Origin of the sequence: Micromonospora sp. NPDC004540 (assembly GCF_040610095.1) — a bacterium.
GTDB lineage: Bacteria > Actinomycetota > Actinomycetes > Mycobacteriales > Micromonosporaceae > Micromonospora.
Genome location: NZ_JBEXLR010000003.1, coordinates 91,772 through 115,971, shown reverse-complemented (window position 1 = coordinate 115,971; position 24,200 = coordinate 91,772). Strand labels below are relative to the sequence as shown.

Genomic DNA, 24,200 nt, shown 5'->3' with positions numbered 1-24,200 from the left:
CGGTCCGCGGTCAAGAACGAACGTTCGCTTTACACTGTGGGTCGTGCCACGCGTATCGGACGAACACCTCGCGGCCCGCCGCCGGCAGATCCTCGACGCGGCCCGGCGCTGCTTCCGGCGCGACGGCTTCCACAACACCTCCATGCAGGACGTGATCAAGGAGGCCGGGCTCTCGGTCGGCGCGGTCTACCGCTACTTCCCGAGCAAGAACGACCTGATCACCGCGATCGCCCAGTCGGTGGTCGGCGGCGCCGAGGGCCTCTTCGCCGAGCTGGCTGCGGCCGACCCGCCGCTGCCGCTGGTCGACGCGCTGGACCGGGCCCTGACCTACGTCGACACGCAGACCGGCCCGGACGGCGTGCTGCCCCTGGCCATCCAGGTGTGGGGCGAGGCGCAGCGGGACCCGGCGCTCGCCGAGTTCGTCGGCCGGACGTACGCCAGTTTCCGCAACCACTTCACCACCCTGGCCCGGCGGGCCCACGCGGCCGGCGAACTGCCCGCGGACGCCGACCCGGCGGCGGTCGGCGCGGCCCTGTTCGCCCTGGTACCCGGCTACGTCCTGCAACGCATCCTGACCGGCTCTCCCGACCGCGCCACCTACCTGGCGGGCGTCCGCGCCCTCCTCGCCGGCCCCCGCCCCTGACTCCCCGCGTCGGCGAGGGTCAGGCGAGGCGCCAGACCTGGAAGGTGGGGCCGTCCGCCGGCAGGGTGACCGTGCCGCCGGCGTCCGGACGCAGGGCGGGGGCGCCGCCGTAGACGTTCTCCCCGGCGGGCAGGCCGGCCAGCCGGACCGGGGTGCCGGCCGCCCGGCGGGCCAGCACCAGCACCGCGCCGGTCGGCGCCTCGCGGAGGAAGACCAGCGTGTCCGCGTCGGCGTGCGCCCAGCGCAGGCCGCCGTGCCGCAGCGCCGGCTCGTCACGGCGCAGCGCCAGCAGCGACCGGTACGCGGCGAAGGTGCGCGCGTCCCAGCTCTCCGGCCGGTGCCACGGCATCGGGGTACGCGACCCCTCCCCGTTGGTGCCGGTCAGGCCCAGCTCGTCGCCCGCGAAGATCACCGGCGTGCCGGGCATGGTGGCCAGCAGGCCGGCGGCCACCTCCTGCCGGGCCGCGTCACCCACCACGGTGCGGATCCGCGCCGAGTCGTGCGAGCCGAGCAGCTGCCACGAGTGCGTGTACGACCGCCAGGAGATCAGCGACCGGTAGGTGTTCATGGTGGCCAGCACCGCGCCCGCGTCCCGCCGCCGCGCCCCGCCCGGGGTGCCCAGGAAGTTCGGCAGCGGGTCGTCGCCCTGGCGCAGCCAGGACCAGACCGGGTCGGTGAAGCCGACGTAGTTCATGGTGCCGTGCCAGCCGTCCCGGTCCAGGTCACCGGTGTGGTCGTGGCCGTGCTCGGCGAGCAGCAGCCCGTCGGCCCGGGTCTCGGCGACCACCTCGCGCAGCAGCCGGGCCACCTCGTGGGTGTACGCGTCCGCGCCCCGCCGGCCGGTCATGTTCGCCACGTCCACCCGCCAGCCGTCCAGCCCGTACGGCGGGCGCAGCCAGCGGCGCAGCAGCGAGTCCTCGGCGGTGGCGAAGCGTCGGCGCAGCTCGGCGCTCGCCCAGTTGAGCTTCGGCAGCGACTTCACGCCGTTCCAGGATTCGTAGTCCCCGCCCGCCAGATCGAAGTAGTACAGCTCCCGCTCCGGGGCGTCCACGTCGGAGACGGCCGCGGTGAACCACTGGTGGGCGTCGCCGGTGTGGTTGCTGGTGATGTCGCCGAGCAGCCGCCACCCCCGGGCGTGCACCGCGTCGGCCAGCCGGGCCAGGGCGGCGTCCCCGCCGAGCAGCGGGTCGACGGTGTCGAAGCTCGCCGCGTCGTAGCGGTGGTTGGAGCGGGCCGGGAAGACCGGCGTGAGGTAGACGGTGTTCACCCCGAGCCGGTCCAGGTGGTCCAGCCGCTCGATGATCCCGTCGAGGTCGCCGCCGTAGAACTGGCGGGGCGTCTCCGGGCCGCGCCCGATCACCGGGGTGTCCCAGTCGCACGGGATCGCCCAGTCCGGCGCGGTCCGGCCGTCGGCGGCGGCCGAGCGGGCGAACCGGTCCGGGAAGATCTGGTAGATCACCGCGTCCCGGGCCCAGGCCGGCGGCGGCGCGTAGCTGACCAGCTTGAAGTCGCCGTGGTCCGGCACGTCGTGGTCGACGAGTCCGGCCGCGTTCAGCCAGCGGGCGCCCGTCGCGCCGTCGAGCAGGAAGCGGTAGTTGCTGACCGGGTTGCGGACCTCGACGTCGGCCCGCCACCACACGTCACCGCCCTCGGTGCGGTCGACCACGGCCTCGGCGAAGCGGGGCTCGCCGTCACCGGTGGTCCGCACGTGCACCTGGCGCACGCCGGCGCCGGCCGGCACCCGGACGAAGACCGGGACGGTCTGCCCGAGCGCTGGCTCCTGCTCCGGCACGTAGGTGGCGGATCCGTCGTGGTGCGGCTGGAGAGACATGGGGATGCCTTTCGCGTCGTTGAAGACAGGGAGGGGGGCGGGCATCCGCCGCGGTCGGTCACCCGACCGCGGCGGTCCGCCCGGAAACCGCTCCGGTGTACGTCAAACGCCCTTGCCGCAGCGTGCGGAGTGGCACCACTCGCCTCGCCCACGACGGCGAGCGGCCACCCCTCCGGTCTATCCTTTGACGGCTCCGGCGGTGAGGCCGGAGACGATGTAGCGCTGGAGCAGTTGGAACACCAGCACCGTGGGGATGGCGGTGAGCAGGGTGCCCGCCGCGAACATCCCGAAGTTGTTGTTGCGCTCGCCCGCCACCATGCCGAACATCCCGACCGCCAGGGTCTTCGAGTTCGGCTCGGTGAGGAACACGTTGGCGATGATGAACTCGTTGATCGAGCCGATGAAGGCGAGCAGTCCGGTCACCGCCAGGATCGGCGCCACCAGCGGCAGCATGATCCGGAAGAAGACCTGTGCGTGCGAGGCGCCGTCCATGGTCGCCGACTCGTCCAGCTCCTTCGGCAGGGTGTCGAAGAAGCCCTTCATGAGCCAGGTGTTCGCACCGAGCGCGGTGCCCATGTAGAGCAGGAACAGGCCCCACGGGGTGTTGAAGCCGATCGCCGGCCACAGGGCGGTGACCGTCGTGAAGATCAGGAAGATCGCCACGATGGCCAGGAACTGCGGGAACATCTGGATCAGCAGCAGCGCGAGCAGCCCGACACGGCGACCGGCGAAGCGCATCCGAGAGAACGCGTACGCCGCCAGCGCCGACAGGAAGATCGACGCGAAGCTGGCCACGCCGGCGAGCAGCAGCGAGTTGAGGAACCAGTGAGCGAACGGCGTGTTCTGGAACAGGTTGGTGAAGTTCTCCAGGGACATCCCGGTCGGCAGGAGCTCCGTCGACGAGAGCGTGCCGAGCGGGTTGAGCGCCGCGGAGATCACGAAGAGGATCGGGAAGAGGCTGAACGCCACCGCCAGCACCCCGACCACGTGCCGCCAGCCCACCTGGGCGAACCAGCGTCCCTTCGACTTCCCCGTCCCGGCCCGGTTGGCGACGGCGGCGTCCGACAAGGTGGTCACGAGTAGACCTCCTCCTGCTTGCGGGTCCGCGAGAAGCTGATCGCCGCCACGATCGCCACGATCGCGAAGATGAAGATCGAGACCGTGGTGGCCAGTCCGTACTCGGCGCCCTGTGCGCCGAAGGCCAGCCGGTAGGTGTAGGTGATGAGCAGGTCGGTGGCGCCGTTGGTCGGGTTGTCCGGCGCGAACGGGCCGCCCTCGGTGGTGAACAGGATCGCGTTGACGTTGTTGAAGTTGTACGCGAACGACGCGATCAGCAGCGGCGAGAGCGCGACCAGCAGCAGCGGCAGGGTGACCGCCCGGAAGGACTGCCACGGGCTGGCGCCGTCGACCGAGGTGGCCTCGGTCAGCTCGCGCGGGATCGCCTGGAGCGCGCCGGTGGCCACCAGGAACATGTACGGGTAGCCCAGCCAGAGCTGCACCAGCAGCACCGCGATCCGGGCCGACCAGGTGCCGCCGAACCAGTCGATGTCCAGCCCGAACAGGTTGTTGACCAGGCCGAAGTCGGTGTTGAACATGTCCCGCCAGACCAGCAGCATGGCGAACGACGGCATGGCGTACGGCAGGATCAGCAGCACCCGGTAGAAGTTGGTGCCGCGCATCCGGGGCGAGTGCAGGGCGAGCGCGATGGCCATGCCGAGCAGGAAGGTAAGCCCGGTCGAGCCGATCGCGAAGGCGAAGTTCCACAGCAAGGTGCCGAAGAACGGCCCGGAGATGTTCGGGTCGGTGAGCACGCGGGTGAAGTTCTTCAGCCCGACGTTGACCTTCCAGCCCTGCGCGAGCCGCTCGCCGTCGGCGGCGACGAAGGAGCCGTTCTCCGGGTCCGCCGTCCAGGTCTTCCCGGTCTCGCTGTCCTTGATGCAGTCGCAGCCCGCGTCGTAGGCCCGGACGGCCTTGCCCTCGTAGGCGCGGGAGAGGCCGTTGGAGCGGATCGCACCGCCGGCGGTCGGCACCACCAGATCGGTGATGTCCTTGCTCCGGCCGCTGGCCTGACCGAAGTTGAGCACGGTGTAGCCGGCGGCGTCGGTGATCTTGCCGGTCGGGCTGACCGTGACGTCGCCGGCGTCGAGCTTGCGCAGCCCGCCCGCGTCACCCGCGAAGACCTCCTTGGTCTTCGGGTCGCTGAGCAGGAACACCAGCGCGCCGGTGGCCGGGTCGCCCTTCGTGGCGATGGAGAGGGAGTACTCGGTGGAGCCAGGGACCTGCTGCACCGAGGAGGTCTGGATGGCGACGATCGCGTCGTCCTTGCTGCCGCGGTGGCCGTCGCCGAAATTCGTGAACGCGGTGCTCGCCGTGTAGAGCACCGGGAAGACCTGGAAGGCGATCAGGAAGAGCGTGCCGGGGACCAGGTACTTGGCCGGGATGTGCCGCCGGCTCAGGTAGAGGTAGAAGAGGCCCGCGGTGGTGGCCGCCAGGACGCCCAGTCCGACCCAGTGCTCGCCCTCGACGAGCGGGAACGCCGCCCAGAGCGCGATGCCGGCCACCAGGCCGAGCAGGACCACCTTGACGACTAGGCCGGTCGCGGTGATCGGCGCGTGGTTCCGCGCGGTACGGGACTTGCGCGGGAGCCCGCGGCGAACGGGCTCCCGGCCCGGGGTCTGCTCAGCAGACCCCGGGCCGGACAGCGACGTGCTCATTACTTGATCTGACCCGCGATGGTCTTGCCCGCGGCGGTGATCGTCTTGGCCGGGTCGGCGCCACCGATGATGGCGGCCTCCGCCTTGCCGAAGGGGTCCCAGATCGCGGCCATGGCCGGGATCGCCGGGAGCACCTGGCCGTTCTTGCCAGCCTCGGAGAACTTGGCCAGGTCGGGGTCCTCGCCCTTGACCTGGTCGAAGGCGGCGGTCAGCGCCGGCGGGCGCGGCTCGGCCTTGTACAGCGCGACGGCCAGCTCGGGCTTGGTCACGTAGTTGGTGACGAACTCCTGGGCCAGGGCCTTGTTCTTGCCCTTGGCGGCTACGTAGAACGCCTGGACGCCCACGAACGGCTGGGCCTCCTTGCCACCGGCGAAGCCGGGGACCGGGGAGATGTCGTACTTGATGTTGGCCTTCTTGGCGTCGGCGATGGCCCACGGGCCGGAGACCAGGAAGGCGCACTTCTTGCCGGTGAAGGTGGCGATCGAGTTCTCGCCGGTGATGGAGCGCTTCAGCGCGCCGTCGCCCTTCTCACCGAGCTTCGCGATCTTCTGGAAGGCCGCGATCGACTCCGGCTTGCCCACGCCCAGGTCCTTCGGGTCGTAGTCGCCGTTGGCCGTGGTGCCGAACAGGTAGCCGCCGCCCGAGGTGTACAGCGGGTAGACGTGGTACGCGTCGCCGTTCTGGCCGGACTGGAGGCAGAGGATCTCGCTGGTCTTCTTCTCGGCCTTGAGCTTCTTGCCGGCGGCGACCAGGTCCTCGATGGTCTTCGGCGCCTCGGGGGCCAGCTCGGTGTTGCGGATCAGCGCGATGTTCTCGGTGGCGTAGGGGACGCCGTAGAGCTGGCCGTTGAAGGTGACCGCCTTGATCGCGGTCTCGTTGAACGCGCTCTTCTGCTCGGCGGCGAGCTGCACCGGGTCGATGGCGCCGTTCTGGACCATGTTGCCGATCCAGTCGTGCGCGCCGACCACGACGTCCGGGCCGCTGCCCTGCTGCGAGGCGGTGACGAAGTTGGTCTGCAGGTCCTTGGAGACGGCCTGGACCTCGACGGTCACGCCGTTCTCCTTGCCGAACTCCTCGGCGAACGGCTTGAGGGCCGCGGTCCGCTTGTCGTCGGCCCAGATGACCAGCTTGCCGCCGGTGGCCTTGGCGGACTCCTTGGCGGCCGGCTTGTCGCTGTCACTGCCGCCGCAGCCGGACGCGGCGAGCGCCAGGCCGAGGACAGCGACCACACCCGCGGTACGGATGCGCATCGGTACTCCTGTCGTCATGGCGCCCGCCGGGGGAAGGGCGGGCCGCCAGTGGGAACCTTGAATTTCTTGCTGACCGGCGCGGGGGATGCTGCGCCGCTGCTCTCGCATGTTGCGGGGACGTTAGCAAGAGGTTGCAGAGAATGGAAGGGATTGCAGGAGCGTACGCAAGAACTTACCCGTGAGCTACAGTGCCGCCATGCGCGCTCGACTGTCCGACATCGCCCAACAGGCCGAAGTCAGCGAGGCCACGGTGTCGCGGGTGCTCAACGACCGCCCCGGAGTGGCCCCGGAGACCCGGCAGGCCGTCCTCACCGCCCTCGACGTGCTCGGCTACGAGCGCCCCGCCCGGCTGCGCAAGCGCAGCGCCGGGCTGGTCGGGCTGGTCGTGCCCGAGTTGGACAACCCCATCTTCCCGGCCTTCGCCCAGGTCATCGAGTCGACGCTTTCGCAGAGCGGGTTCACCCCGGTGCTCTGCACGCAGACCCCCGGCGGGGTGACCGAGGACGAGTACGTCGAGATGCTGCTCGACCGCCAGGTCTCCGGGATCGTCTTCGTCTCCGGCCTGCACGCCGACACCGCCGCCAACCACGACCGGTACCGCGCGCTGATCGCCCGCCCGCTGCCGATCGTCATGATCAACGGGTACGCGCCCGGCATCGCCGCGCCCTTCGTCTCCTGCGACGACGGCGAGGCCACCGAGATGGCCGTGGCGCACCTGGTCGCGCTCGGCCACCGGCGGATCGGTCTGATCACCGGCCCGGACCGGTTCGTGCCGGTGCAGCGCCGGGTGGCGGGCTTCCGCGCCGCGGTGTCCCGGTTGGTCGGCGCCACCGAGGCGGAGGTCGGCGAGCTGGCCGAGCTCTCCCTGTTCGGCGTCGAGGGCGGCGAGGCCGCCGCCGGCCGGCTCATCGAGCGCGGCGTCACCGGCCTGGTCTGCGGCTCCGACCTGATGGCGCTCGGCGCGATCCGGGCCGCCCGACAGCGCGGTCTGACCGTCCCCGACGACATCTCGGTGGTCGGCTACGACGACTCCCCGCTGATGGCCTTCACCGACCCGCCGCTGACCACCATGCGCCAACCGGTCGCCGCCATGGCGGTGGCCGCCGTCCGGGCCCTGGTCGACGAGATCAACGGGCACGCCGCCCCGCACTCCGAGTACCTGTTCCGCCCCGAGCTGGTGGTGCGCGGCTCGACCGCGGTGGCCCGCCCGGCCGGCACGGGCGGCGGCACGAAGCGGCAGCATCCCGCTCCCGCCACCCTCGCCGTCCCCGCCTGACCCCCGGCGCGCGGCAGCCGGCTGCCGTCATTTCTTGCGCAAGGAATGCTTGACTCTTGCAGCGCCCGGGCGGCATTCTGCTCAGACACCCCGCGCCCACCACCATGCCCGTGCGGGGGCACCGCCGTCCCGCGCCAGAGAACGGGGATTTCCACCGATGACCTCCGCCCCCCACCCCACGCCGCTGACCGCCGACGACGACTGGTGGCGGTCCGCGGTCGTCTACCAGGTCTACGTCCGCAGCTTCGCGGACGCGAACGGGGACGGCGTCGGTGACCTCCAGGGCATCCGGCAGCGCCTGCCCTACCTGCGCGAACTCGGAGTGGACGCGCTCTGGCTGACCCCGTTCTACACCTCGCCCCAGGTCGACGCCGGCTACGACGTGTCCGACTACCGGGACGTGGACCCGCTCTTCGGCGACCTCGCCGACTTCGACGCGATGATCACCGACGCGCACGCCCTGGGACTGCGGATCATCGTGGACCTGGTGCCCAACCACACCTCCAGCGCGCACCCGTGGTTCACCGCGGCCCTCGCCGCCGGCCCCGGCTCGCCGGAGCGCGAGCGCTACCTGTTCGCCGAGGGCAAGGGCGAGCAGGGCGAACTGCCGCCGAACGACTGGGAGAGCATCTTCGGCGGCCCCGCCTGGACCCGGGTCGCCGACGGCCAGTGGTACCTGCACCTGTTCGACCCGGCCCAGCCCGACCTGAACTGGCGCCACCCCGACGTGCGCGCCGAGTTCGAGGACGTCCTGCGGTTCTGGCTCGACCGGGGCGTGGACGGCTTCCGGATCGACGTGGCCCACGGGATGATCAAGGCCGAGGGGCTGCCGGACGTCGGCTTCAACTCGATGACCACCGGTCAGCGCCAGTCCGAACTGCTGGGCAAGGGCCAGCTGCCCTACTTCGACCAGGACGAGGTGCACGAGATCTACCGCGCCTGGCGGCCGATCCTGGACAGCTACCCGGGCGGCCGGATGGCGGTGGCCGAGGCCTGGGCGGAGACTCCGCAGCGGCTGGCCCGCTACATCGGGCCGGACGAGCTGCACCAGGCCTTCAGCTTCGACTTCCTCGACGCCACCTGGTCGGCCGACTCGTTCCGCAAGGTGATCGACACCGCGCTCGCCGAGTCGACCATCGTCGGCGCGCCGACCACCTGGGTCCTCTCCAACCACGACCGGCAGCGGCACGTCACCCGGTACGGCGACGGCGAGGCCGGCCTGCGCCGCGCCCGGGCCGCCGCCCTGCTGATGTTCTCCCTGCCCGGCTGCGCCTACGTCTACCAGGGCGAGGAGCTGGGCCTGCCCGAGGTGCTCGACCTTCCCGACGAGCTGCGCCAGGACCCGGCGTTCCTGCGCACCGGGGAGAGCCGGGACGGCTGCCGGGTGCCGATCCCGTGGAGCGGCGAGCTGGCCCCGTACGGCTTCGGCCCGGCGGGCAGCGAGCTGAGCTGGCTGCCGGCCCCGGCGACCTGGCGTGCCCTCTCGGTGGCCGCCCAGGCCGGGGTGACCGACTCGACGCTGGAGCTCTACCGGGCCGCGCTGCGGATCCGGCACGAGCACCCGGCGCTGGCCGGCACCGGTGGCATCACCTGGCTGGAGACCGAGCCCGGGGTGCTGGCGTTCCGCCGCGCCGCCGGCGACGCAGAGCTGACCTGCGTGGTCAACATCAGCGGCGCGGAGGTGACCGTCGCCGGCCACGGCCGGCCGGTCGTCGCCAGCGCCGGCCTCACCGAGCGGGGCGACGGCCATGTCCTGCCGGTGGACGCTGCTGCGTGGTTCGAACGGCGCTGAGCCGGGTAACCCGCCATTGACCTGGTCGTCCGTTGTGCTCCGCGCCGACGGGCGGCTGGGCTACCGACCCCTTGTGGTGGGGGGTGAGGTGGCGCCGGCCCCTCGGGGACTCCGTTTCCCGAGGGGTCGGTGTCCATCTGGGACCGTGCCGGTTGCCGGGCAGCGGCGCCGCCGAGCTGAGCCTCAGGCGCCCCTGGCGGTGAGCAGGGCGGCGATCCGGGCGAGGCCGGCTCGGACCTCGTCCCGGCTGGGCGCGGTCACCGGCTCGGGCTCCGGCTCCCGCTCGGCGGCCAGCTCCAGCTCCTCGTCGATGACCTCCTCGAAGTCGCCGTAGAGGTCCGCCTGGTCGACCCGGGCCGCCTCGTCCTCCGCGGCGATCTGCGCGGCGGCGATCTCGCTGCGGATCTCCTCGGGCGTCAGCGCCGGCAGCAGCGGCTCCACCACCGCCATCAGCTGCTCCTCGGCCACCACCGCCTCGGCCAGGGCGAGCGCGTGCGGCCGCTCGTACGGGCCGCAGACCACCGGCTCCCACTCGTCCTCGTCGCCGAGCGGGCCGAAGGTGATGATCCACGGCAGGTCCCGCATCGGCGAGTCGTCCGGCAGGTCCAGTGTCACGAGTGCGCCCACCGGCCCATCATGGTCGGTCACGGCGCGGACGTGCGCCTCATTCACGCCAACTCCCCCCTGTCCGGCGGCCGCTCTCACCCGTGCGTACCGGCGTCCAGAGCCGCACGGACCAGGGCGACGGCGCGGTCCGGCGGGACGCCCAGGCGGAGCGCCTCGGCGGCGTACGCGGTGGCGGCGCGCTGCAGGCGGTCGGTGGCGTCGTCGCGCCCCGGGGCCACCACGGTGCCGTGGCGGCCGCGGGTCTCCACCAGCCCGGCGGACTCCAGCTCCCGGTACGCCCGCGCCACCGTGTTCACCGCCAGGCCCAGGTCGGCGGCGAGCTGCCGGACCGCGGGCAGCCGGGTGCCGACCGGCAGCCGGCCGTCACCGATCATGCCGGCGAGCTGCCCGCGCACCTGCTCGTACGGGGGCACCGGCGAGTCCTGGTCGATCCGGATCCGGGTGCTCATCCCGCCCCTCCCGGCGTGCCCGGATCGGTCTCCTCGTCGATCTCCACGTCCACCTCCCGCGCGCCGCCGCCCTCGGCCAGGTCCACCACCCGCCCGTAGCGGCTGGTGGCGGCCAGCGCGGCGCCGAAGAGCACCATCTGGTTGAGCAGGTAGAGGTAGAGCAGCAGCCCCACCGCGGTGGCCACCACGGTGTAGGCCGGGTTCCGCTCGGTGCGCACCACGTAGTAGCGCCCGACGGTGTTGAGCAGCGTGATGCCGACGGCGACCGCCAGCACGGCGGGGCGCAGCCGGCGGCGGCTCATCCGCAGGCGCGGCACCGCCACCAGCAGCGCGGTGGCCAGCACCGCGTTGACCAGAACGCTGAGCACCGCGCTGACCGTGGTCAGCCCGACCGAGCCGGTGCTGCGCAGCAGGAACCGCAGCAGCGACTCCAGCGCGTCCACCGCGGCCACCGAGACGCCGAGCAGCACGAAGACCGCGACCAGCACCCCCAGGTCGACCAGGCGGCGGATCACCAGGTTGCCGGGCTGCTGGTTGAAGCCGTACATCAGCCGCTGCGAGGAGCGGATCGCCTCCACCCAGCCGATCCCGGTGAAGACCAGGATCACCAGGCCGATCACCCCGACCGTGTTGCTGCTCTCGGCGATCTGCTGGGGGTCGAGGAACGGCAGGTTCCCCTTCAGGAAGTCGCCGGCCGCCCTGCTGACCTCGCGGTTGCCCTGGAGGATCGTGCCGAAGACCCAGTACGCGACCAGGGCCAGCGCGAACACGGCGAAGAAGCCGTAGTAGGCGATGGCGGCGGCCAGCCGGCCGGCGAGCAGGTCGGCGTAGAGCGTCCCGGCCCGCCACACGTGGTCGAAGGCCGAGGACCGGACGCGGGCCGCGTCGATGCGGCGACCCAACGCCGCCTCGATCCGGCCGATGACGTTCACCCCGCCATCCTCGCCGATCCGCCCACCCCGTGGAGGCAGGCCGGCCGCGTGCTCAGCTCAGCCGCCGAGGCGGAAGTCGCGGCGGGGCTGCCACCGGGTGGCCCCGCTGTGCGAGAAGAGGGTGAACGCCTCCACCTCGAAGAGGGCGGAGAAGTCGGCCAGGTCCTCGTACGCCTTGTCGAGCACCTCGGGCGGCACGTCCTGGGCCACCGTGACGTGCGGGTGGTAGGGGAAGCGCGCCTCGCGCTGCAGCTCGGGGGCCGCGTTGATGGCGGCGGCGAGCAGCTCGCACTCGCTGATCCCGGCCGCCACCGCCACGAAGACCACCTGGGTGACCGGCCGGAACGTGCCGGTGCCCCGCAGGTGCAGGGTGAACGGCAGGTGGGTGGCGGCCACCCGGGCCAGGTGCTCCTCGACGGCGGGCAGCGCGCGCACCGGGATCTCGGTGGGCCCGAGCAGTGTGACGTGCGCCGGGACGGCCTGCGGGTCGCCGGCCTCGATCCGCCGGCGGGTGAGCATCCCGCCCCACGGCTCGGGGATGTCGACCGCGATCCCGATCTGGATGGTGTCACCGGCGTCCGGCGCCCCGTCCCTGCCATCCACGCTGCGCGTCACCCCTCCGGCCACCGACCGCTTCACCCGTTCCCGCCGTGCCGGACCGCTACTCGAACCGGACCGGCGGGAAGAAGCCGATCCGCTCGTACGCGGTGCGCAGCGTCGCGGCGGCGACCGCGCGGGCCTTCTCCGCGCCCTGCGCGAGCAGCTTGTCGAGCTGCGCCGGGTCGTCCAGGTAGGCGCGGGTGCGCTCCTGGATCGGGGTGACGAACTCCCGGACCACCTCGGCGAGATCCTTCTTCAGGTCGCCGTAGCCCTTGCCGTCGTAGGCCGCGACGAGGTCGTCGATGGTCCGGCCGGACAGCGCCGAGTAGATGGTGAGCAGGTTGGAGATGCCCGGCTTGCCCTCCGCGTCGAAGACGATCTCGCGGCCGGTGTCGGTGACCGCCGAGCGGATCTTCTTGGCCGAGCGGGCCGGCTCCTCCAGCAGGTCGATGATGCCGGCCGGGGAGGAGGACGACTTCGACATCTTGGCCGTCGGGTCCTGCAGGTCGGTGATCTTCGCGGTGTCCTTGACGATGTGCGGGGCGGGCACCGTGAAGGTCGGGCCGAACAGCGAGTTGAACCGCTGGGCCAGGTCGCGGGAGAGCTCCAGGTGCTGCCGCTGGTCCTCGCCGACCGGGACCGCGTGGGCCTGGTAGAGCAGGATGTCGGCGGCCTGCAGGATCGGGTAGGTGAACAGGCCGACGCTGGCCCGCTCGCTGCCCTGCTTCTGCGACTTGTCCTTGAACTGGGTCATCCGGCTGGCCTCGCCGAAGCCGGTGATGCAGCCGAGCACCCAGGCCAGCTGCGGGTGCTCGGGCACCTGCGACTGGACGAAGAGGGTGCTGCGCTCCGGATCGAGGCCGACCGCGAAGAGCTGCGCGGCGGCGACCCGGCTGCGCTGCTTGAGCACCTTGGGGTCGTGCCCGGCGGTGATCGCGTGCAGGTCCACCACGCAGTAGAAAGCGTCGTGGCTCTCCTGCAGGGCCACCCAGTGCCGTACCGCGCCCAGGTAGTTGCCGAGGTGGAACGAGTCGGCCGTCGGCTGGATGCCGGAGAAGACGCGCGGGCGGGCGGGTACGTCGGACATGACGGCAATTCTGTCAGCAAGCCCCGGCGTCCGTCATGACGGGCCGGCCGGTCGGGTGGGCACGGGCGGGAGGGGGGCGGTGACCTCGCGCCGCGGCTCGGGCAGGCGCGCCGTGGAGACCGCGAGGCGGGACACCCGCCGCCCGTCGAGCGCCACCACCCGCAGCAGCCAGCCGCCGGGCGGGTCGTCCGGGTCGGGTCCGCCGGCGTCGTCCGGGTCGACCGCCACCGGCACCTCGTCGCCGGCGACCGGCAGCCGGCCGAGGGCGGCCATCACGAACCCGCCGACCGTCTCGTACGGCCCGGCGGGCAGCGGCACCCCGGTGCGCTCGGCGAAGTCGGCCAGGTTGAGCCGACCGTCGACCACGGCGGGCAGGCCGGCGTGGGCCGGGTCGGGCGGGGCGCCACCCTCGTCGTGGATCTCCCCGACCAGCTCCTCGACCAGGTCCTCGCAGGTGACGATGCCGGCGGTGCCTCCGTACTCGTCGACCACCACGGCCAGGTGGTGCCCCTCCCGGCGCATCTCGGTGAGCGCGGCCAGCACCCGCTTGCTGCCCGGGAGCCGCTTCACCTCGCGGGTCAGCTCGCCGACCGTGGCGCGCGGGTCGCGTTCCGGGCGTAGCAGCACGTCCCGCAGGTGGACGAAGCCGACCACGTCGTCGTGGGTGCCGTCGACCACCGGGTAGCGGGTGTGCGGCTCGGCCCGGACCAGCCGCTCCGCCTCGGCCAGGGTGAGCCCGGTGGCGAGGAAGACCACCTCGGTGCGCGGCACCATCACCTCGCGGACCAGCCGGGCGCCGGCCACCAGCACCTCGTCGATGATCCGCCGCTCGTCGGGGTCGAGCAGCGTGTTGGCCGCGACCAGGTCGCGCAGCTCGGCCTCGCTGATCCGCTCCCGGCCGGCGGTCGGGCTGGTCCCGAGCAGGTCGGTGACCAGGCGGGTGGCTCCGTCGGCGGCCCGCACCACGAGCCGGGCCACGCTGTGGGCCACGGGTCCCGGTTCGCGTCGGGGCCGCCCCGGCGAGCGTCGCCGGGGCCCGGGACCACCTCCCTCCCGCATGACAAGGATGGTAGACAGCGGCCGCCGGACAGCTCCGGCGATGTTCGGATCTGTTCAATCATGGCGAATCGTGGTGGAATAGCAGGACGGCCTCACTCGCAGCCGCGGCACAGCCCGCGGCCGTAGGGTGATCACGGACGGCCGCCGCGGCACGCGGCCAGGCAGGAGGACCGACGTGAAACTGCTCGTCACCGGCGGCGCCGGTTACATCGGCAGCGTGGTGACCCGGATGCTGCTGGACCACGGTCACGGGGTGACCGTGCTGGACGACCTGCGCACCGGCCACCGGGCGGCACTCGCCCCCGAGGCGACCCACGTCGACCTGCCGATCCACGAGGCCGCCCGGGTGCTCACCCCGGACGCCGGCTTCGACGGCGTGCTGCACTTCGCCGCCCTGATCGCGGCCGGCGAGTCGATGGTCAAGCCGGAGCTCTACTGGCAGAACAACACCGTCGGCTCGCTCGCCCTGATCGACGCGGTCCGCGCCGCCCGGGTGCCCCGGCTGGTCTTCTCCTCCACCGCCGCCGTCTACGGCAACCCCACCGAGCTGCCCATCCCGGAGACCGCCGTCAAGGCGCCCACCAACACCTACGGGGCGACCAAGCTCGCCGTCGACATGGCGCTCACCTCCGAGGCGGTCGCGCACGACCTGGCCGCCGTCTCGCTGCGCTACTTCAACGTGGCCGGGGCCTACCGGCACGACGGGCGGGTCATCGGCGAACGGCACGACCCCGAGACCCACCTCATCCCGCTCGCCCTCGAGGTGGCCGCCGGCCGGCGCGACAAGCTCCAACTCTTCGGCGACGACTACCCCACCGCCGACGGCACCTGCGTCCGCGACTACATCCACGTCGCCGACCTGGCCCGCGCGCACCTGCTGGCCCTCGACGCCGCCACGGCCGGCCGGCACCGGATCTACAACCTGGGCAACGGCAACGGCTTCACCAACCGGCAGGTGATCGAGGTGGTCCGCGAGGTCACCGGGCACCCGGTGCCGGTCGAGGTGGCCCCGCGCCGCGAGGGCGACCCGGCCGAGCTGGTCGCCTCCTCCGCGCTGGCCCGCGCCGAGCTGGGCTGGGTGCCGGAGAAGCCCACCCTCCAGGACATGGTCGGCGACGCCTGGGAGTTCTACCGCACGCACGTCCTGGGGCAGCAATGAGCGTGCGGGGTGACGTCGCGGCCCGCGCCACCGCCGGCTTCCGGCAGCGGTACGGCGCGGAGCCCGCGGGCCGCTGGGCGGCTCCCGGCCGGGTCAACCTGATCGGCGAGCACACCGACTACAACGACGGCTTCGTGCTGCCCTTCGCGCTGCCGCTGCGTACCGTGGTCGCCGCGGCGGTCCGGGACGACGGGCGCTGGAGCGTCTGGTCGGAGCTGGACGACGAGCCGGTGGAGTTCGGGCCGGCCGAGGCCGACGAGCCCGGTCGGGTCGACGGCTGGGCCGCCTACGTGGCCGGGGTGGTCTGGGCGCTGCGCGCCGCCGGCCACGCCGTCCCCGGCGCCCAGCTGGCCATCGCCTCCGACGTGCCGGTCGGCTCCGGGCTCTCCTCGTCGGCGGCCATCGAGGCGGCGGTGCTCGCCGCCCTGGTCGAGCTGGGCGGGCTCGACCTGCCCGCCGACCGCTGGCCCCGGCTCGCCCAGCGGGCCGAGAACGACTACGTCGGCGCGCCCACCGGGATCATGGACCAGTCCGCGGTGATCCGCGGCCGGTCCGGGCACGCCCTCTTCCTCGACTGCCGCACCGAGGGGGTCGAGCAGATCCCGTTCGACCTGGACGCCGCCGGGCTGGCCGTGCTGGTGATCGACAGCCGCGCCCCGCACCGGCACGCCGACGGCGAGTACGCCGCCCGCCGCAAGTCCTGCGAGCGGGCCGCCAAGGCGCTCGGGGTGGCCGCGCTGCGCGACGTCGCCACCGGCGACCTGGACGCCGCGCTGGCCCGGCTCGACGACGCCGAGACCCGCCGCCGGGTCCGGCACGTGGTCACCGAGGACCAGCGGGTGCTCGACACGGTCGACCTGCTGCGCGCCGGCCGGGTCCGCGACATCGGCCCGCTGCTGACCGCCTCGCACGCCTCGATGCGGGACGACTTCGAGATCACCGTGCCGGAGATCGACACCGCGGTCGAGGCGGCCCTGGCCGCCGGGGCGTACGGGGCGCGGATGACCGGCGGCGGCTTCGGCGGCTGCGTGCTCGCCCTGGTCGACGCGGACGCTGCCGACGCCGTGGCGGCCGCCGTGACGGCCGCGTACGCCGACCGCGGCTTCGCCGCGCCCGGCACCCTGACCGTCCTACCGGCCGGCGGCGCGGCCCGCCTCGACTGACCGCTCGCTCTCCACACGGAAAGGAGTGGCCGTCCCGCCTGGGACGGCCACTCCTCAACCGATGCCGAGAGCGGTCAGCCGGCCTCGACGATCATGCCGGCGCCGACGGTGCGGTTGGTGGTCTCGTCGATGATGACGAAACCGCCCGTGGTGCGGTTGCGGCGGTACTCGTCGGCCAGCAGCGGGACGGTGGTGCGCAGCCGCACCCGGCCGATCTCGTTGAGCTTCAGCTCGCCGGCCGTCTCGTCGCGGTGCAGCGAGTTGACGTCCAGCCGGTAGTGCAGCCCGCGCACGATGGCCCGGGCCGAGCGGGTGGTGTGCTTGATGGCGTACTTGCCACCGACCTGGAGCGGGCGGGTCTCGTCCATCCAGCAGATCATCGCCTCGATGTCCTGCGCGACGGTCGGGGCGTTGTTCGGCCGGCAGATCATGTCGCCGCGCGAGATGTCGATCTCGTCGGCCAACCGGACGGTCACCGACATCGGCGGGAACGCCTCGTCCACCGGGCCGTCGGCGGTCTCCACCGCGGCGATCCGGCTGGTGAAGCCCGAGGGCAGCACCATCACCTCGTCGCCGGCCTTGAGCACGCCCGAGGCCACCTGGCCCGCGTACCCCCGGTAGTCGGTGACGGTGGTGGACTGCGGCCGGATCACGTACTGCACCGGGAAGCGGACGTCGACCAGGTTGCGGTCCGAGGCGATGTGCACCCGCTCCAGGTGGTGCAGCAGCGACGGCCCCTCGTACCAGGGCATGTTCTCCGAGCGGGTGACGATGTTGTCGCCCTGCAGCGCGGAGATCGGCACCACGGTCAGGTCCGGCACGTCGAGCTTCGCGGCGAACGCGGTGAACTCGTCGGCGATCTGCTCGAACACCTCCTGCGACCAGTCGACCAGGTCCATCTTGTTCACGCAGAGGACCAGGTGCGGCACCCGCAGCAGCGAGCAGAGGAACGCGTGCCGGCGGGACTGCTCCACCAGGCCCTTGCGCGCGTCCACCAGGATCAGCGCCAGGTCGGCCGTGGAGGCGCCGGTGACCATGTTCCGGGTGTACTGGATGTGCCCCGGGGTGTCGGCGATGATGAACTTCCGCCGCGGCGTGGCGAAGTAGCGGTACGCCACGTCGATGGTGATGCCCTGCTCCCGCTCGGCGCGCAGGCCGTCGGTGAGCAGCGCCAGGTTGGTGTACTCGTCGCCCCGCGCCGCGCTGACCGCCTCGACGGCGGCGAGCTGGTCGGTGAAGAGCGACTTGGTGTCGTACAGCAGCCGGCCGATCAGGGTCGACTTGCCGTCGTCGACGCTGCCGGCGGTGGCGAACCGCAGCAGGTCCATCGGCCGGGCCGACGCGTCGGCCTCGGCCGGCGCAACAGTCTCGACGCTCATCAGAAGTAGCCCTCCCGCTTGCGGTCCTCCATGGCGGCCTCGCTGACCCGGTCGTCGCCGCGGGTCGCGCCGCGCTCGGTGATCCGCGTGGCGGCCACCTCCTCGATCACCTTCTCCACCGTGTCGGCGTCCGAGCGGACCGCCGCGGTGCAGGAGGCGTCGCCCACGGTCCGGTACCGCACCTGGGCCTTGAACGGCTGCTCACCGGCGCGGCCCCGGAAGAACTCGTTGACCGCGTAGAGCATGCCGTCGCGCTCGATCACCTCGCGCTGGTGCGCGTAGTAGATCGACGGCAGCGGGATCCGCTCCCGCGCGATGTAGTGCCAGACGTCCAGCTCGGTCCAGTTGGAGAGCGGGAACACCCGGATCGACTCGCCCGGGTGGTGCCGGCCGTTGTAGAGCGACCACAGCTCGGGGCGCTGGTTCTTCGGGTCCCACTGGCCGAACTCGTCGCGGAAGCTGAACACCCGCTCCTTGGCCCGGGCCTTCTCCTCGTCCCGGCGGGCGCCGCCGAACAGCGCGTCGAAGCGGTGCTTCTCCACCGCGTCGAGCAGCACGGGGGTCTGGATCCGGTTGCGCATGCCGTCGGCCGACTCGCGCACCAGCCCCTTGGCCAGGGCCTCCGGCACGCTGGCCACGATGAGCTGCAGACCCAGCTCGGCGACGCGCTGGTCCCGGTATTCGAGAACCTCGGGGAAGTTGTGCCCGGTGTCGACGTGCATCACCGGGAAGGGGATGTTGGCCGGGGCGAACGCCTTCTGGGCCAACCGGAGCATCACGATCGAGTCCTTGCCGCCCGAGAAGAGCAGCACGGGGCGCTCCATCTCGGCGACGACCTCGCGCATCACGAAGATGCTCTCCGCCTCGAGCGCGTCCAGGTGGGACACCTGGTACGCGGCGGGGGCCGTCATGACACGAACTCGATTCGCTCGGATCCGTACATCGGGATTCCAGACCTTTCCGGTCGGACTCGTGAAGAAGAACGCTCAGGCTACCCGGAATGCCGCTGCAGCGCTGCAAGCAACCGGCTGGCGAGATCCTTGCGGCAGACCAACAGGTCGGGCAGGCGCGGGTCGGCCTCGTTGTATTTCAGCGCAGATCCGTCGATCCGGGAAGCGTGCAGTCCGGTGGCCGTCGCCACAGCGACCGGAGCGGCCGAGTCCCACTCGTACTGACCGCCCGCGTGGATGTACGCGTCGACCTCACCGGTGACCACAGCGGCGATCTTCGCGCCCGCCGAGCCCATCGGCACCAGATGCGCGCCGATGTCCTCTGCCAGATCGGTCAGGAAAACCGGCGGACGGCTACGGCTGGCCGCCAACCGGATGGTCCGGGCACCGGCCGCCGTGGCGGCCTCCAGGGTCATCGGCGGGTACGCCGGCGGGTAGTCCGTGCCCAGCACCCGGTGCTGCGCCGGCAGCCCCACCGCGCCCGCGACCAGACCGTGCGGCGTCGGCGCGCTGCGCGCCCAGAGCGCCACGTGCACCGCCCAGTCCGAGCGGCCCTCCTCGGCGAACTCGCGGGTGCCGTCCAGCGGATCGATGATCCACACCCGGTCCGCGTTCAGCCGGGACACCGCGTCGCTGCTCACCTCGGCCGTCCAGGCCAGCCGGGAACCCTCGTCCTCCTCCGACAGCACCGCGTCGGCCGGCCGCCACTTCGCCAGCTCGGTACGGATCAGGTCGTGCGAGACCTTGTCCCCGGCCGACTTCAGCGCCCCCGCGTCGGCGAAGCCCAGCTCCGCGCGCAGGCCCATCAGCGCCTGCCCGGCCCGCGCCGCCAACCACCGGGCGAACGCGCCGTCGATCATCGGAGGACTGCCCATGGTGTTCCCGCTCCCGTCGCCCGCCTTCGCACACGTCAGAAAGGCGCAGACTACCGGCCCGGACCCGCCCGGCCCGGCAGGCCCCGCCCGGCGGCTCAGGCCCCGTGGTAGAGGTTCTGCGTCGGCTCCACGCCCTTGGTGACCACCGACTCCACCACATCCGCGGCCCGGTCCACCAGGAACTCCAGCTCCTTGCGCTCGGTCGAGGAGAAGTCCGACAGCACGTAGTCCGCCGGGTCCTGCCGGCCCGGCGGCCGGCCGATGCCGAACCGCACCCGCACGTAGTCCTTGGTGCCCAGCGACTTCGACATCGAACGCAGGCCGTTGTGGCCGCCCTCGCCGCCGCCGCACTTCACCCGCAGCTGGCCGTACGGGATGTCCAGCTCGTCGTGCACCGCGATCACCCGGCCCGGCGGGATCTTGTGGAACTGGGCCAGCGCGACCACCGGGCCACCGGAGAGGTTCATGTAGGTCAGCGGCTTCAACAGCACCAGCTTCGGGCCACCGAAACCCAGCCGCCCCTCGGCCACCTCGGCCATCGCCCGCTTGTGCCGACCGAACTTACCGCCCAGCCGGCCGGCCAGCAGCTCGGCCACCATGAAGCCGACGTTGTGCCGGTTGCCCGCGTACTCCCGACCGGGGTTGCCCAGGCCGACCACCAGCCACGGCCCCGCCTCGTCCGTCACGCCACGTCCCTTCCGCTCTCCGCCACGACCCGTCTCCGATACGCCGACAGGCGCCCCCGGAAACCGGGGACGCCTGTCGCACAGCCTGCGGGCCGATCAGGCCTCGGTCTTCGGCTCCTCGGCAGCCGGCTCGCCCTCGGCCGGAGCGCCCTCCGGAGCCTCGGCGGTCTCCTCGCCGACCTCGGCCTCGGCCTCCTCCTCGGCGACCTCGACCTCGGGGAGGGTGGCCTCGAGCTGCTCGGCGGTCGGAGCGGCGGTCACCGAGGCGACCGGCAGCTCGGCGTCCGCGGCCAGCTCGACACCGGCCGGCAGCGTCACGTCGGCGGCGGTGATCTGGGTGCCGGCCTCGGCGCCATCGATCGACGCCTCCAGGTGGTCCGGCACCTTGGTGGCGTCGGCGGTCACCGAGAGGGTGTCGTGGTCGTGCACGATCAGGGTGTCCTGCGCGGCCTCACCGACCAGCTGGACCGGCACCTCGACGGTGACCTTCTCGCCGCGGCGGACCAGCAGCAGGTCCACGTGCTCGAAGGTGTCCTTGATCGGGTCACGCTGGATCGCCTTCGGCAGCGCCAGCACCTGGGTGCCGTCGCTCACCTCGATCGCGAAGAGCTGGTTCGCACCGCCCTTGCGGATCGCGGCGGCGAACTCACGCGCCGGGAGCGCGATGTGCTTGGGCTTCTCGCCGTGGCCGTACAGCACGGCGGGCACCTTGCCGGCCCGGCGGGTACGACGGGCACCACCCTTGCCGAACTCGGTACGGGGCTCGGCGCTGATCTTTACCTCGGACACGGGGAAACTCCTGATGCTTCGCTGCGGCGGCTTGTCGTCTGGCGGTGCTGGGCGAGGGGCTCGCTGGGGCTCAAGGTCATGAACGACCGCCCGGAGCACCGCGTCGATGACGGCGCCTCCGTGCGGTGCTTTTCAGCAGCCCGCCGGGCACCCTCGCCGTGGCAACCGCACCAGTCTACCCGAGCGATTTCCGAGCTATCCGGCAGTCCCCACAACACCGCCGCCGACACCTGGCAGGGCCGACTTTCCCACCGGCGGCGACCGTCCCGGACGGCCACCGCCGGCAGGCGCCGGAACTCAGCTCAGGCCACCGAAGAGGGTGGTCACCGAGCCGTCGTCGAAGACCTCCCGGATCGCCCGGGCCAGCAGCGGGGCGATCGACAGCACGGTCAGCTTGTCGAGCTGCTTCTCCGGCGGCAGCGGCAGCGTGTTGGTCACCACGACCTCGCTGATCGGGCTGTTCTTCAGCCGCTCGGTGGCCGGGTCGGAGAGCAGCGCGTGGGTCGAGGCCACCACGATCTCCGCCGCACCCGACTCCTTGAGGATGTCGGCGGCCTTGGTGATCGTGCCACCGGTGTCGATCATGTCGTCGACGATCAGGCAGACCCGGCCCTCGACCTCGCCGACCACCCGGTTCGCCACCACCTGGTTCGGCTTCAGCGGATCGCGCGTCTTGTGGATGAAGGCCAGCGGGCAGCCACCCAGCCGGTCCGTCCACCGCTCGGCCACCCGCACCCGGCCCGAGTCCGGCGCCACCACCGTCATCGGCCGGCCCGCGTACTTGTGCTCCACGTACTCGGCCAGCACGTCCATGGCGAACAGGTGGTCCACCGGGCCGTCGAAGAAGCCCTGGATCTGCGCGGTGTGCAGGTCCACGGTCAGGATCCGGTTCGCCCCCGCGGTCTTCAGCAGGTCGGCCACCAGCCGGGCCGAGATCGGCTCCCGGCCGCGGTGCTTCTTGTCCTGCCGCGAGTAGGGGTAGAACGGCAGGACCACGGTGATCCGCTTGGCCGAACCTCGCTTCAGCGCGTCGACCATGATCAGGGTCTCCATGACCCAGGTGTTGACCCCGTGCGTCACGGACTGCACCACGAAGGCGTCCGAACCGCGTACCGAGTCCTTGAAGCGTACGAAGATCTCACCGTTGGCGAAATCGTACGAGTCGGAGGGCGTCGGCGCGACGCCGAGCACCTCACCGATCTCCTTGGCCAGCTCCGGAAAACCCCGTCCGGAGAAGAGCATCAGGCTCTTGCGGTTTTCGGCGACGATGCTGCCCATGGGCCCGTCTGCTCCCGTATGTCGGTGGTTCCCGGCGGCGGTGAGCCGGGGACTATTCGGTTGCAGTATCCCCCGCGTTCACCGGTCCTCCCACGGTCTCCGGCACCCCGTGGATTCAGTCACCTTCGCTTGCGGCTCCGGTGGAGTCCGACGCACCCTCGCGGGCCCGCTGCGCCGCCTCCGCGGCCGCCGTGCCGGACCGCTTGCGCAGCACCCAGCCCTCGACGTTGCGCTGCTGGCCCCGGGCCACCGCCATGGCGCCCGCCGGCACATCCGAGATGATCACCGAGCCGGCCGCCGTGTACGCGCCGTCGCCCACCCGCACCGGCGCCACGAACATGTTGTCCGCCCCGGTACGCGCGTGGCTGCCGATCGTGGTGTGGTGCTTCTTCACCCCGTCGTAGTTGACGAACACCGTCGCCGCGCCGATGTTGCTGTGCTCGCCGATCGTCGCGTCCCCCACGTACGACAGGTGCGGCACCTTCGAGCCCTCGCCGATCTCGGCCTTCTTCGTCTCCACGAACGTGCCGACCTTCGCCTTGCGGCCCAGCCGCGACTCCGGCCGCAGGTACGCGTACGGCCCCACGCTCGCCTCCGGGCCCACCTCGGCGCCCACCGCGTGGCTGCGCACCACGCTCGCGCCCGCGCCGACCGTGGTGTCCACCAGCGTGGTGTCCGGGCCGACCAGCGCGCCCGCGCCGACCAGCGTCGCGCCCTGGAGCTGGGTGTTCTGGTCGATCACCGCGTCCCGCTCGACGGTCACCGTCACGTCGATCCAGGTGGTGTGCGGGTCCAGGATGCTCACCCCGGTGCGCATCCAGCCCTCGTTCACCCGGTCCCGCAGCAGCCGGCGCAGCGCGGCCAGCTCGACCCGGTCGTTGCAGCCCAGCGTCTCCACGTGGTCGGCGGCGCAGTGCACCGCCACCGGCTCCCCCGCGTCCCGGAGCAGGCCGAAGACGTCGGTCAGGTACTCCTCGCCCTGGTCGTTGTCGGTGGAGAGCTTGCCCAGCGCGTCCCGCAGCCGGGCCACGTCGAACGCGTAGATGCCCGCGTTGATCTCCCGCAGCGCGCGCTGCTCCGGGGTGGCGTCGCGCTCCTCGACGATCTGCTCCAGCCGCCCCTGCGCGTCCCGCACGATCCGGCCCAGGCCGGTCGGGTCGGGCACCTCGGCGGCCAGCACGGTCGCCGCCGCGCCGGCGCCCTCGTGCGCCTCGACCAGCGCCGTCACGGTCTCCGGCCGCAGCAGCGGCACGTCCCCGTTGATCACCACGACCGTGCCGGCGGTCTCCGGGACCTCGTCCAGCGCGATCCGGACCGCGTGCCCGGTGCCGAGCTGCCGCTCCTGGAGCACCGGGGCGGCCGCCGGGGCGACCTCGGCCAGGTGCGCGCGCACCTGGTCGGCGCCGTGGCCGACCACGACCACCGTGCGGTCCGCGCCGAGCGGCGCGGCCGCGGCCAGCACGTGACCGAGCAGGGTACGACCGAGCAGCGGGTGCAGCACCTTGGGCAGGGCCGACTTCATCCGCTTGCCCTCACCGGCGGCGAGCACGACAACGGTGCGGAGGCGGGGCTGGGGCACGACGTGGCTCCCGTCGGGACGGCGACAGTCTCGCGGCCATGCTAACCACGCGGCTCGCTGCAATTCGCATCCGGCCACACAA

At 72.3% G+C, this 24,200-nt stretch carries 21 protein-coding genes and 1 pseudogene; 5 read left to right on the top strand and 17 right to left on the bottom strand.

From position 1 onward, the window contains the following. The first annotated feature begins 43 nt into the window (after positions 1–43). A complete protein-coding gene (locus ABZV78_RS02135) occupies positions 44–643 on the top strand; it encodes a TetR/AcrR family transcriptional regulator (RefSeq protein WP_355634931.1) in 600 nt (199 codons plus the stop codon). Between the two features lie 19 nt (positions 644–662). Here ABZV78_RS02135 and ABZV78_RS02130 read toward each other — a convergent pair whose 3' ends face one another. The 4 genes from ABZV78_RS02130 to ABZV78_RS02115 all read right to left on the bottom strand — a co-directional run bounded on the left by ABZV78_RS02130 (position 663) and on the right by ABZV78_RS02115 (position 6,438). Beyond that, positions 663–2,474: a glycoside hydrolase family 13 protein gene (locus ABZV78_RS02130; protein WP_355634930.1), complete on the bottom strand. Its 1,812-nt coding sequence runs from the start codon at positions 2,472–2,474 to the stop codon at positions 663–665. A gap of 177 nt (positions 2,475–2,651) precedes the next feature. Then, positions 2,652–3,551 (bottom strand): sugar ABC transporter permease, encoded by a 900-nt coding sequence (locus tag ABZV78_RS02125; protein ID WP_355634929.1) that lies wholly within the window; start codon positions 3,549–3,551, stop codon positions 2,652–2,654. Beyond that, positions 3,548–5,188 carry an ABC transporter permease subunit gene (locus ABZV78_RS02120; RefSeq protein WP_355634928.1) on the bottom strand — a complete coding sequence of 547 codons (1,641 nt, stop codon included), beginning with the start codon at positions 5,186–5,188 and terminating at the stop codon, positions 3,548–3,550. The genes ABZV78_RS02125 and ABZV78_RS02120 overlap by 4 nt, the downstream gene beginning before the upstream one ends. Beyond that, complete coding sequence (locus ABZV78_RS02115) at positions 5,188–6,438, bottom strand: maltose ABC transporter substrate-binding protein (protein WP_355634927.1); 1,251 nt, start codon at positions 6,436–6,438, stop codon at positions 5,188–5,190. The genes ABZV78_RS02120 and ABZV78_RS02115 overlap by 1 nt, the downstream gene beginning before the upstream one ends. A 178-nt stretch (positions 6,439–6,616) precedes the next feature. On the opposite strand from ABZV78_RS02115, the gene ABZV78_RS02110 reads away from it, so the two are divergent. Continuing rightward, on the top strand, positions 6,617–7,714 hold the full coding sequence (locus tag ABZV78_RS02110; RefSeq protein ID WP_355634926.1) for a LacI family DNA-binding transcriptional regulator: 1,098 nt from the start codon (positions 6,617–6,619) through the stop codon (positions 7,712–7,714). Between the two features lie 157 nt (positions 7,715–7,871). Continuing rightward, the gene (locus ABZV78_RS02105) at positions 7,872–9,506 is read left to right on the top strand and encodes a glycoside hydrolase family 13 protein (RefSeq protein ID WP_355634925.1); all 1,635 of its coding nucleotides are present in this window, start codon (positions 7,872–7,874) and stop codon (positions 9,504–9,506) included. Between the two features lie 183 nt (positions 9,507–9,689). Here ABZV78_RS02105 and ABZV78_RS02100 read toward each other — a convergent pair whose 3' ends face one another. The 6 genes from ABZV78_RS02100 to ABZV78_RS02075 form a co-directional block, all read right to left on the bottom strand. After that, complete coding sequence (locus ABZV78_RS02100) at positions 9,690–10,133, bottom strand: hypothetical protein (protein ID WP_355634924.1); 444 nt, start codon at positions 10,131–10,133, stop codon at positions 9,690–9,692. Between the two features lie 74 nt (positions 10,134–10,207). Beyond that, entirely contained in the window at positions 10,208–10,582 is a 375-nt protein-coding gene (locus tag ABZV78_RS02095) for a GntR family transcriptional regulator (protein WP_355634923.1), read from the bottom strand. After that, positions 10,579–11,514, bottom strand: coding sequence for a YihY/virulence factor BrkB family protein (locus ABZV78_RS02090; protein WP_355634922.1), 936 nt, complete (start codon positions 11,512–11,514; stop codon positions 10,579–10,581). Before ABZV78_RS02090 ends, ABZV78_RS02095 begins: the two co-directional genes overlap by 4 nt. 57 nt (positions 11,515–11,571) lie before the next feature. Beyond that, positions 11,572–12,153, bottom strand: coding sequence for a 2'-5' RNA ligase family protein (locus ABZV78_RS02085; protein ID WP_355634921.1), 582 nt, complete (start codon positions 12,151–12,153; stop codon positions 11,572–11,574). Between the two features lie 22 nt (positions 12,154–12,175). Next, positions 12,176–13,201 (bottom strand): tryptophan--tRNA ligase, encoded by a 1,026-nt coding sequence (trpS, locus tag ABZV78_RS02080; RefSeq protein WP_355634920.1) that lies wholly within the window; start codon positions 13,199–13,201, stop codon positions 12,176–12,178. Positions 13,202–13,234: 33 nt separating this feature from the next. Next, positions 13,235–14,260 carry a hemolysin family protein gene (locus ABZV78_RS02075; RefSeq protein WP_355634919.1) on the bottom strand — a complete coding sequence of 342 codons (1,026 nt, stop codon included), beginning with the start codon at positions 14,258–14,260 and terminating at the stop codon, positions 13,235–13,237. Positions 14,261–14,435: 175 nt separating this feature from the next. Between ABZV78_RS02075 and galE the strand changes: the two genes are divergently transcribed. Beyond that, on the top strand, positions 14,436–15,419 hold the full coding sequence (galE, locus tag ABZV78_RS02070) for a UDP-glucose 4-epimerase GalE (RefSeq protein WP_355634918.1): 984 nt from the start codon (positions 14,436–14,438) through the stop codon (positions 15,417–15,419). Then, positions 15,416–16,582 carry a galactokinase gene (galK, locus tag ABZV78_RS02065; protein WP_355634917.1) on the top strand — a complete coding sequence of 389 codons (1,167 nt, stop codon included), beginning with the start codon at positions 15,416–15,418 and terminating at the stop codon, positions 16,580–16,582. The genes galE and galK overlap by 4 nt, the downstream gene beginning before the upstream one ends. 74 nt (positions 16,583–16,656) lie before the next feature. On the opposite strand, the gene cysN is transcribed toward galK, so the two are convergent. The 7 genes and pseudogenes from cysN to glmU all read right to left on the bottom strand — a co-directional run bounded on the left by cysN (position 16,657) and on the right by glmU (position 24,118). Continuing rightward, positions 16,657–17,961: a sulfate adenylyltransferase subunit CysN gene (gene cysN / locus ABZV78_RS02060; RefSeq protein ID WP_355634916.1), complete on the bottom strand. Its 1,305-nt coding sequence runs from the start codon at positions 17,959–17,961 to the stop codon at positions 16,657–16,659. Further along, entirely contained in the window at positions 17,961–18,872 is a 912-nt protein-coding gene (gene cysD / locus ABZV78_RS02055) for a sulfate adenylyltransferase subunit CysD (RefSeq protein ID WP_189193000.1), read from the bottom strand. Before cysD ends, cysN begins: the two co-directional genes overlap by 1 nt. A gap of 80 nt (positions 18,873–18,952) precedes the next feature. Then, on the bottom strand, positions 18,953–19,786 hold the full coding sequence (locus tag ABZV78_RS02050; RefSeq protein WP_355634915.1) for an inositol monophosphatase family protein: 834 nt from the start codon (positions 19,784–19,786) through the stop codon (positions 18,953–18,955). Positions 19,787–19,881: 95 nt separating this feature from the next. Further along, complete coding sequence (gene pth / locus ABZV78_RS02045) at positions 19,882–20,472, bottom strand: aminoacyl-tRNA hydrolase (RefSeq protein WP_355634914.1); 591 nt, start codon at positions 20,470–20,472, stop codon at positions 19,882–19,884. A 96-nt stretch (positions 20,473–20,568) separates the two neighbouring features. Then, on the bottom strand, positions 20,569–21,261 hold the full coding sequence (locus tag ABZV78_RS02040; protein ID WP_355634913.1) for a 50S ribosomal protein L25/general stress protein Ctc: 693 nt from the start codon (positions 21,259–21,261) through the stop codon (positions 20,569–20,571). Positions 21,262–21,558: 297 nt separating this feature from the next. Beyond that, entirely contained in the window at positions 21,559–22,539 is a 981-nt protein-coding gene (locus ABZV78_RS02035; protein WP_091260632.1) for a ribose-phosphate diphosphokinase, read from the bottom strand. A 52-nt stretch (positions 22,540–22,591) separates the two neighbouring features. Continuing rightward, positions 22,592–24,118: pseudogene (gene glmU, locus ABZV78_RS02030) on the bottom strand (bifunctional UDP-N-acetylglucosamine diphosphorylase/glucosamine-1-phosphate N-acetyltransferase GlmU). Between the last annotated feature and the right edge of the window lie 82 nt (positions 24,119–24,200).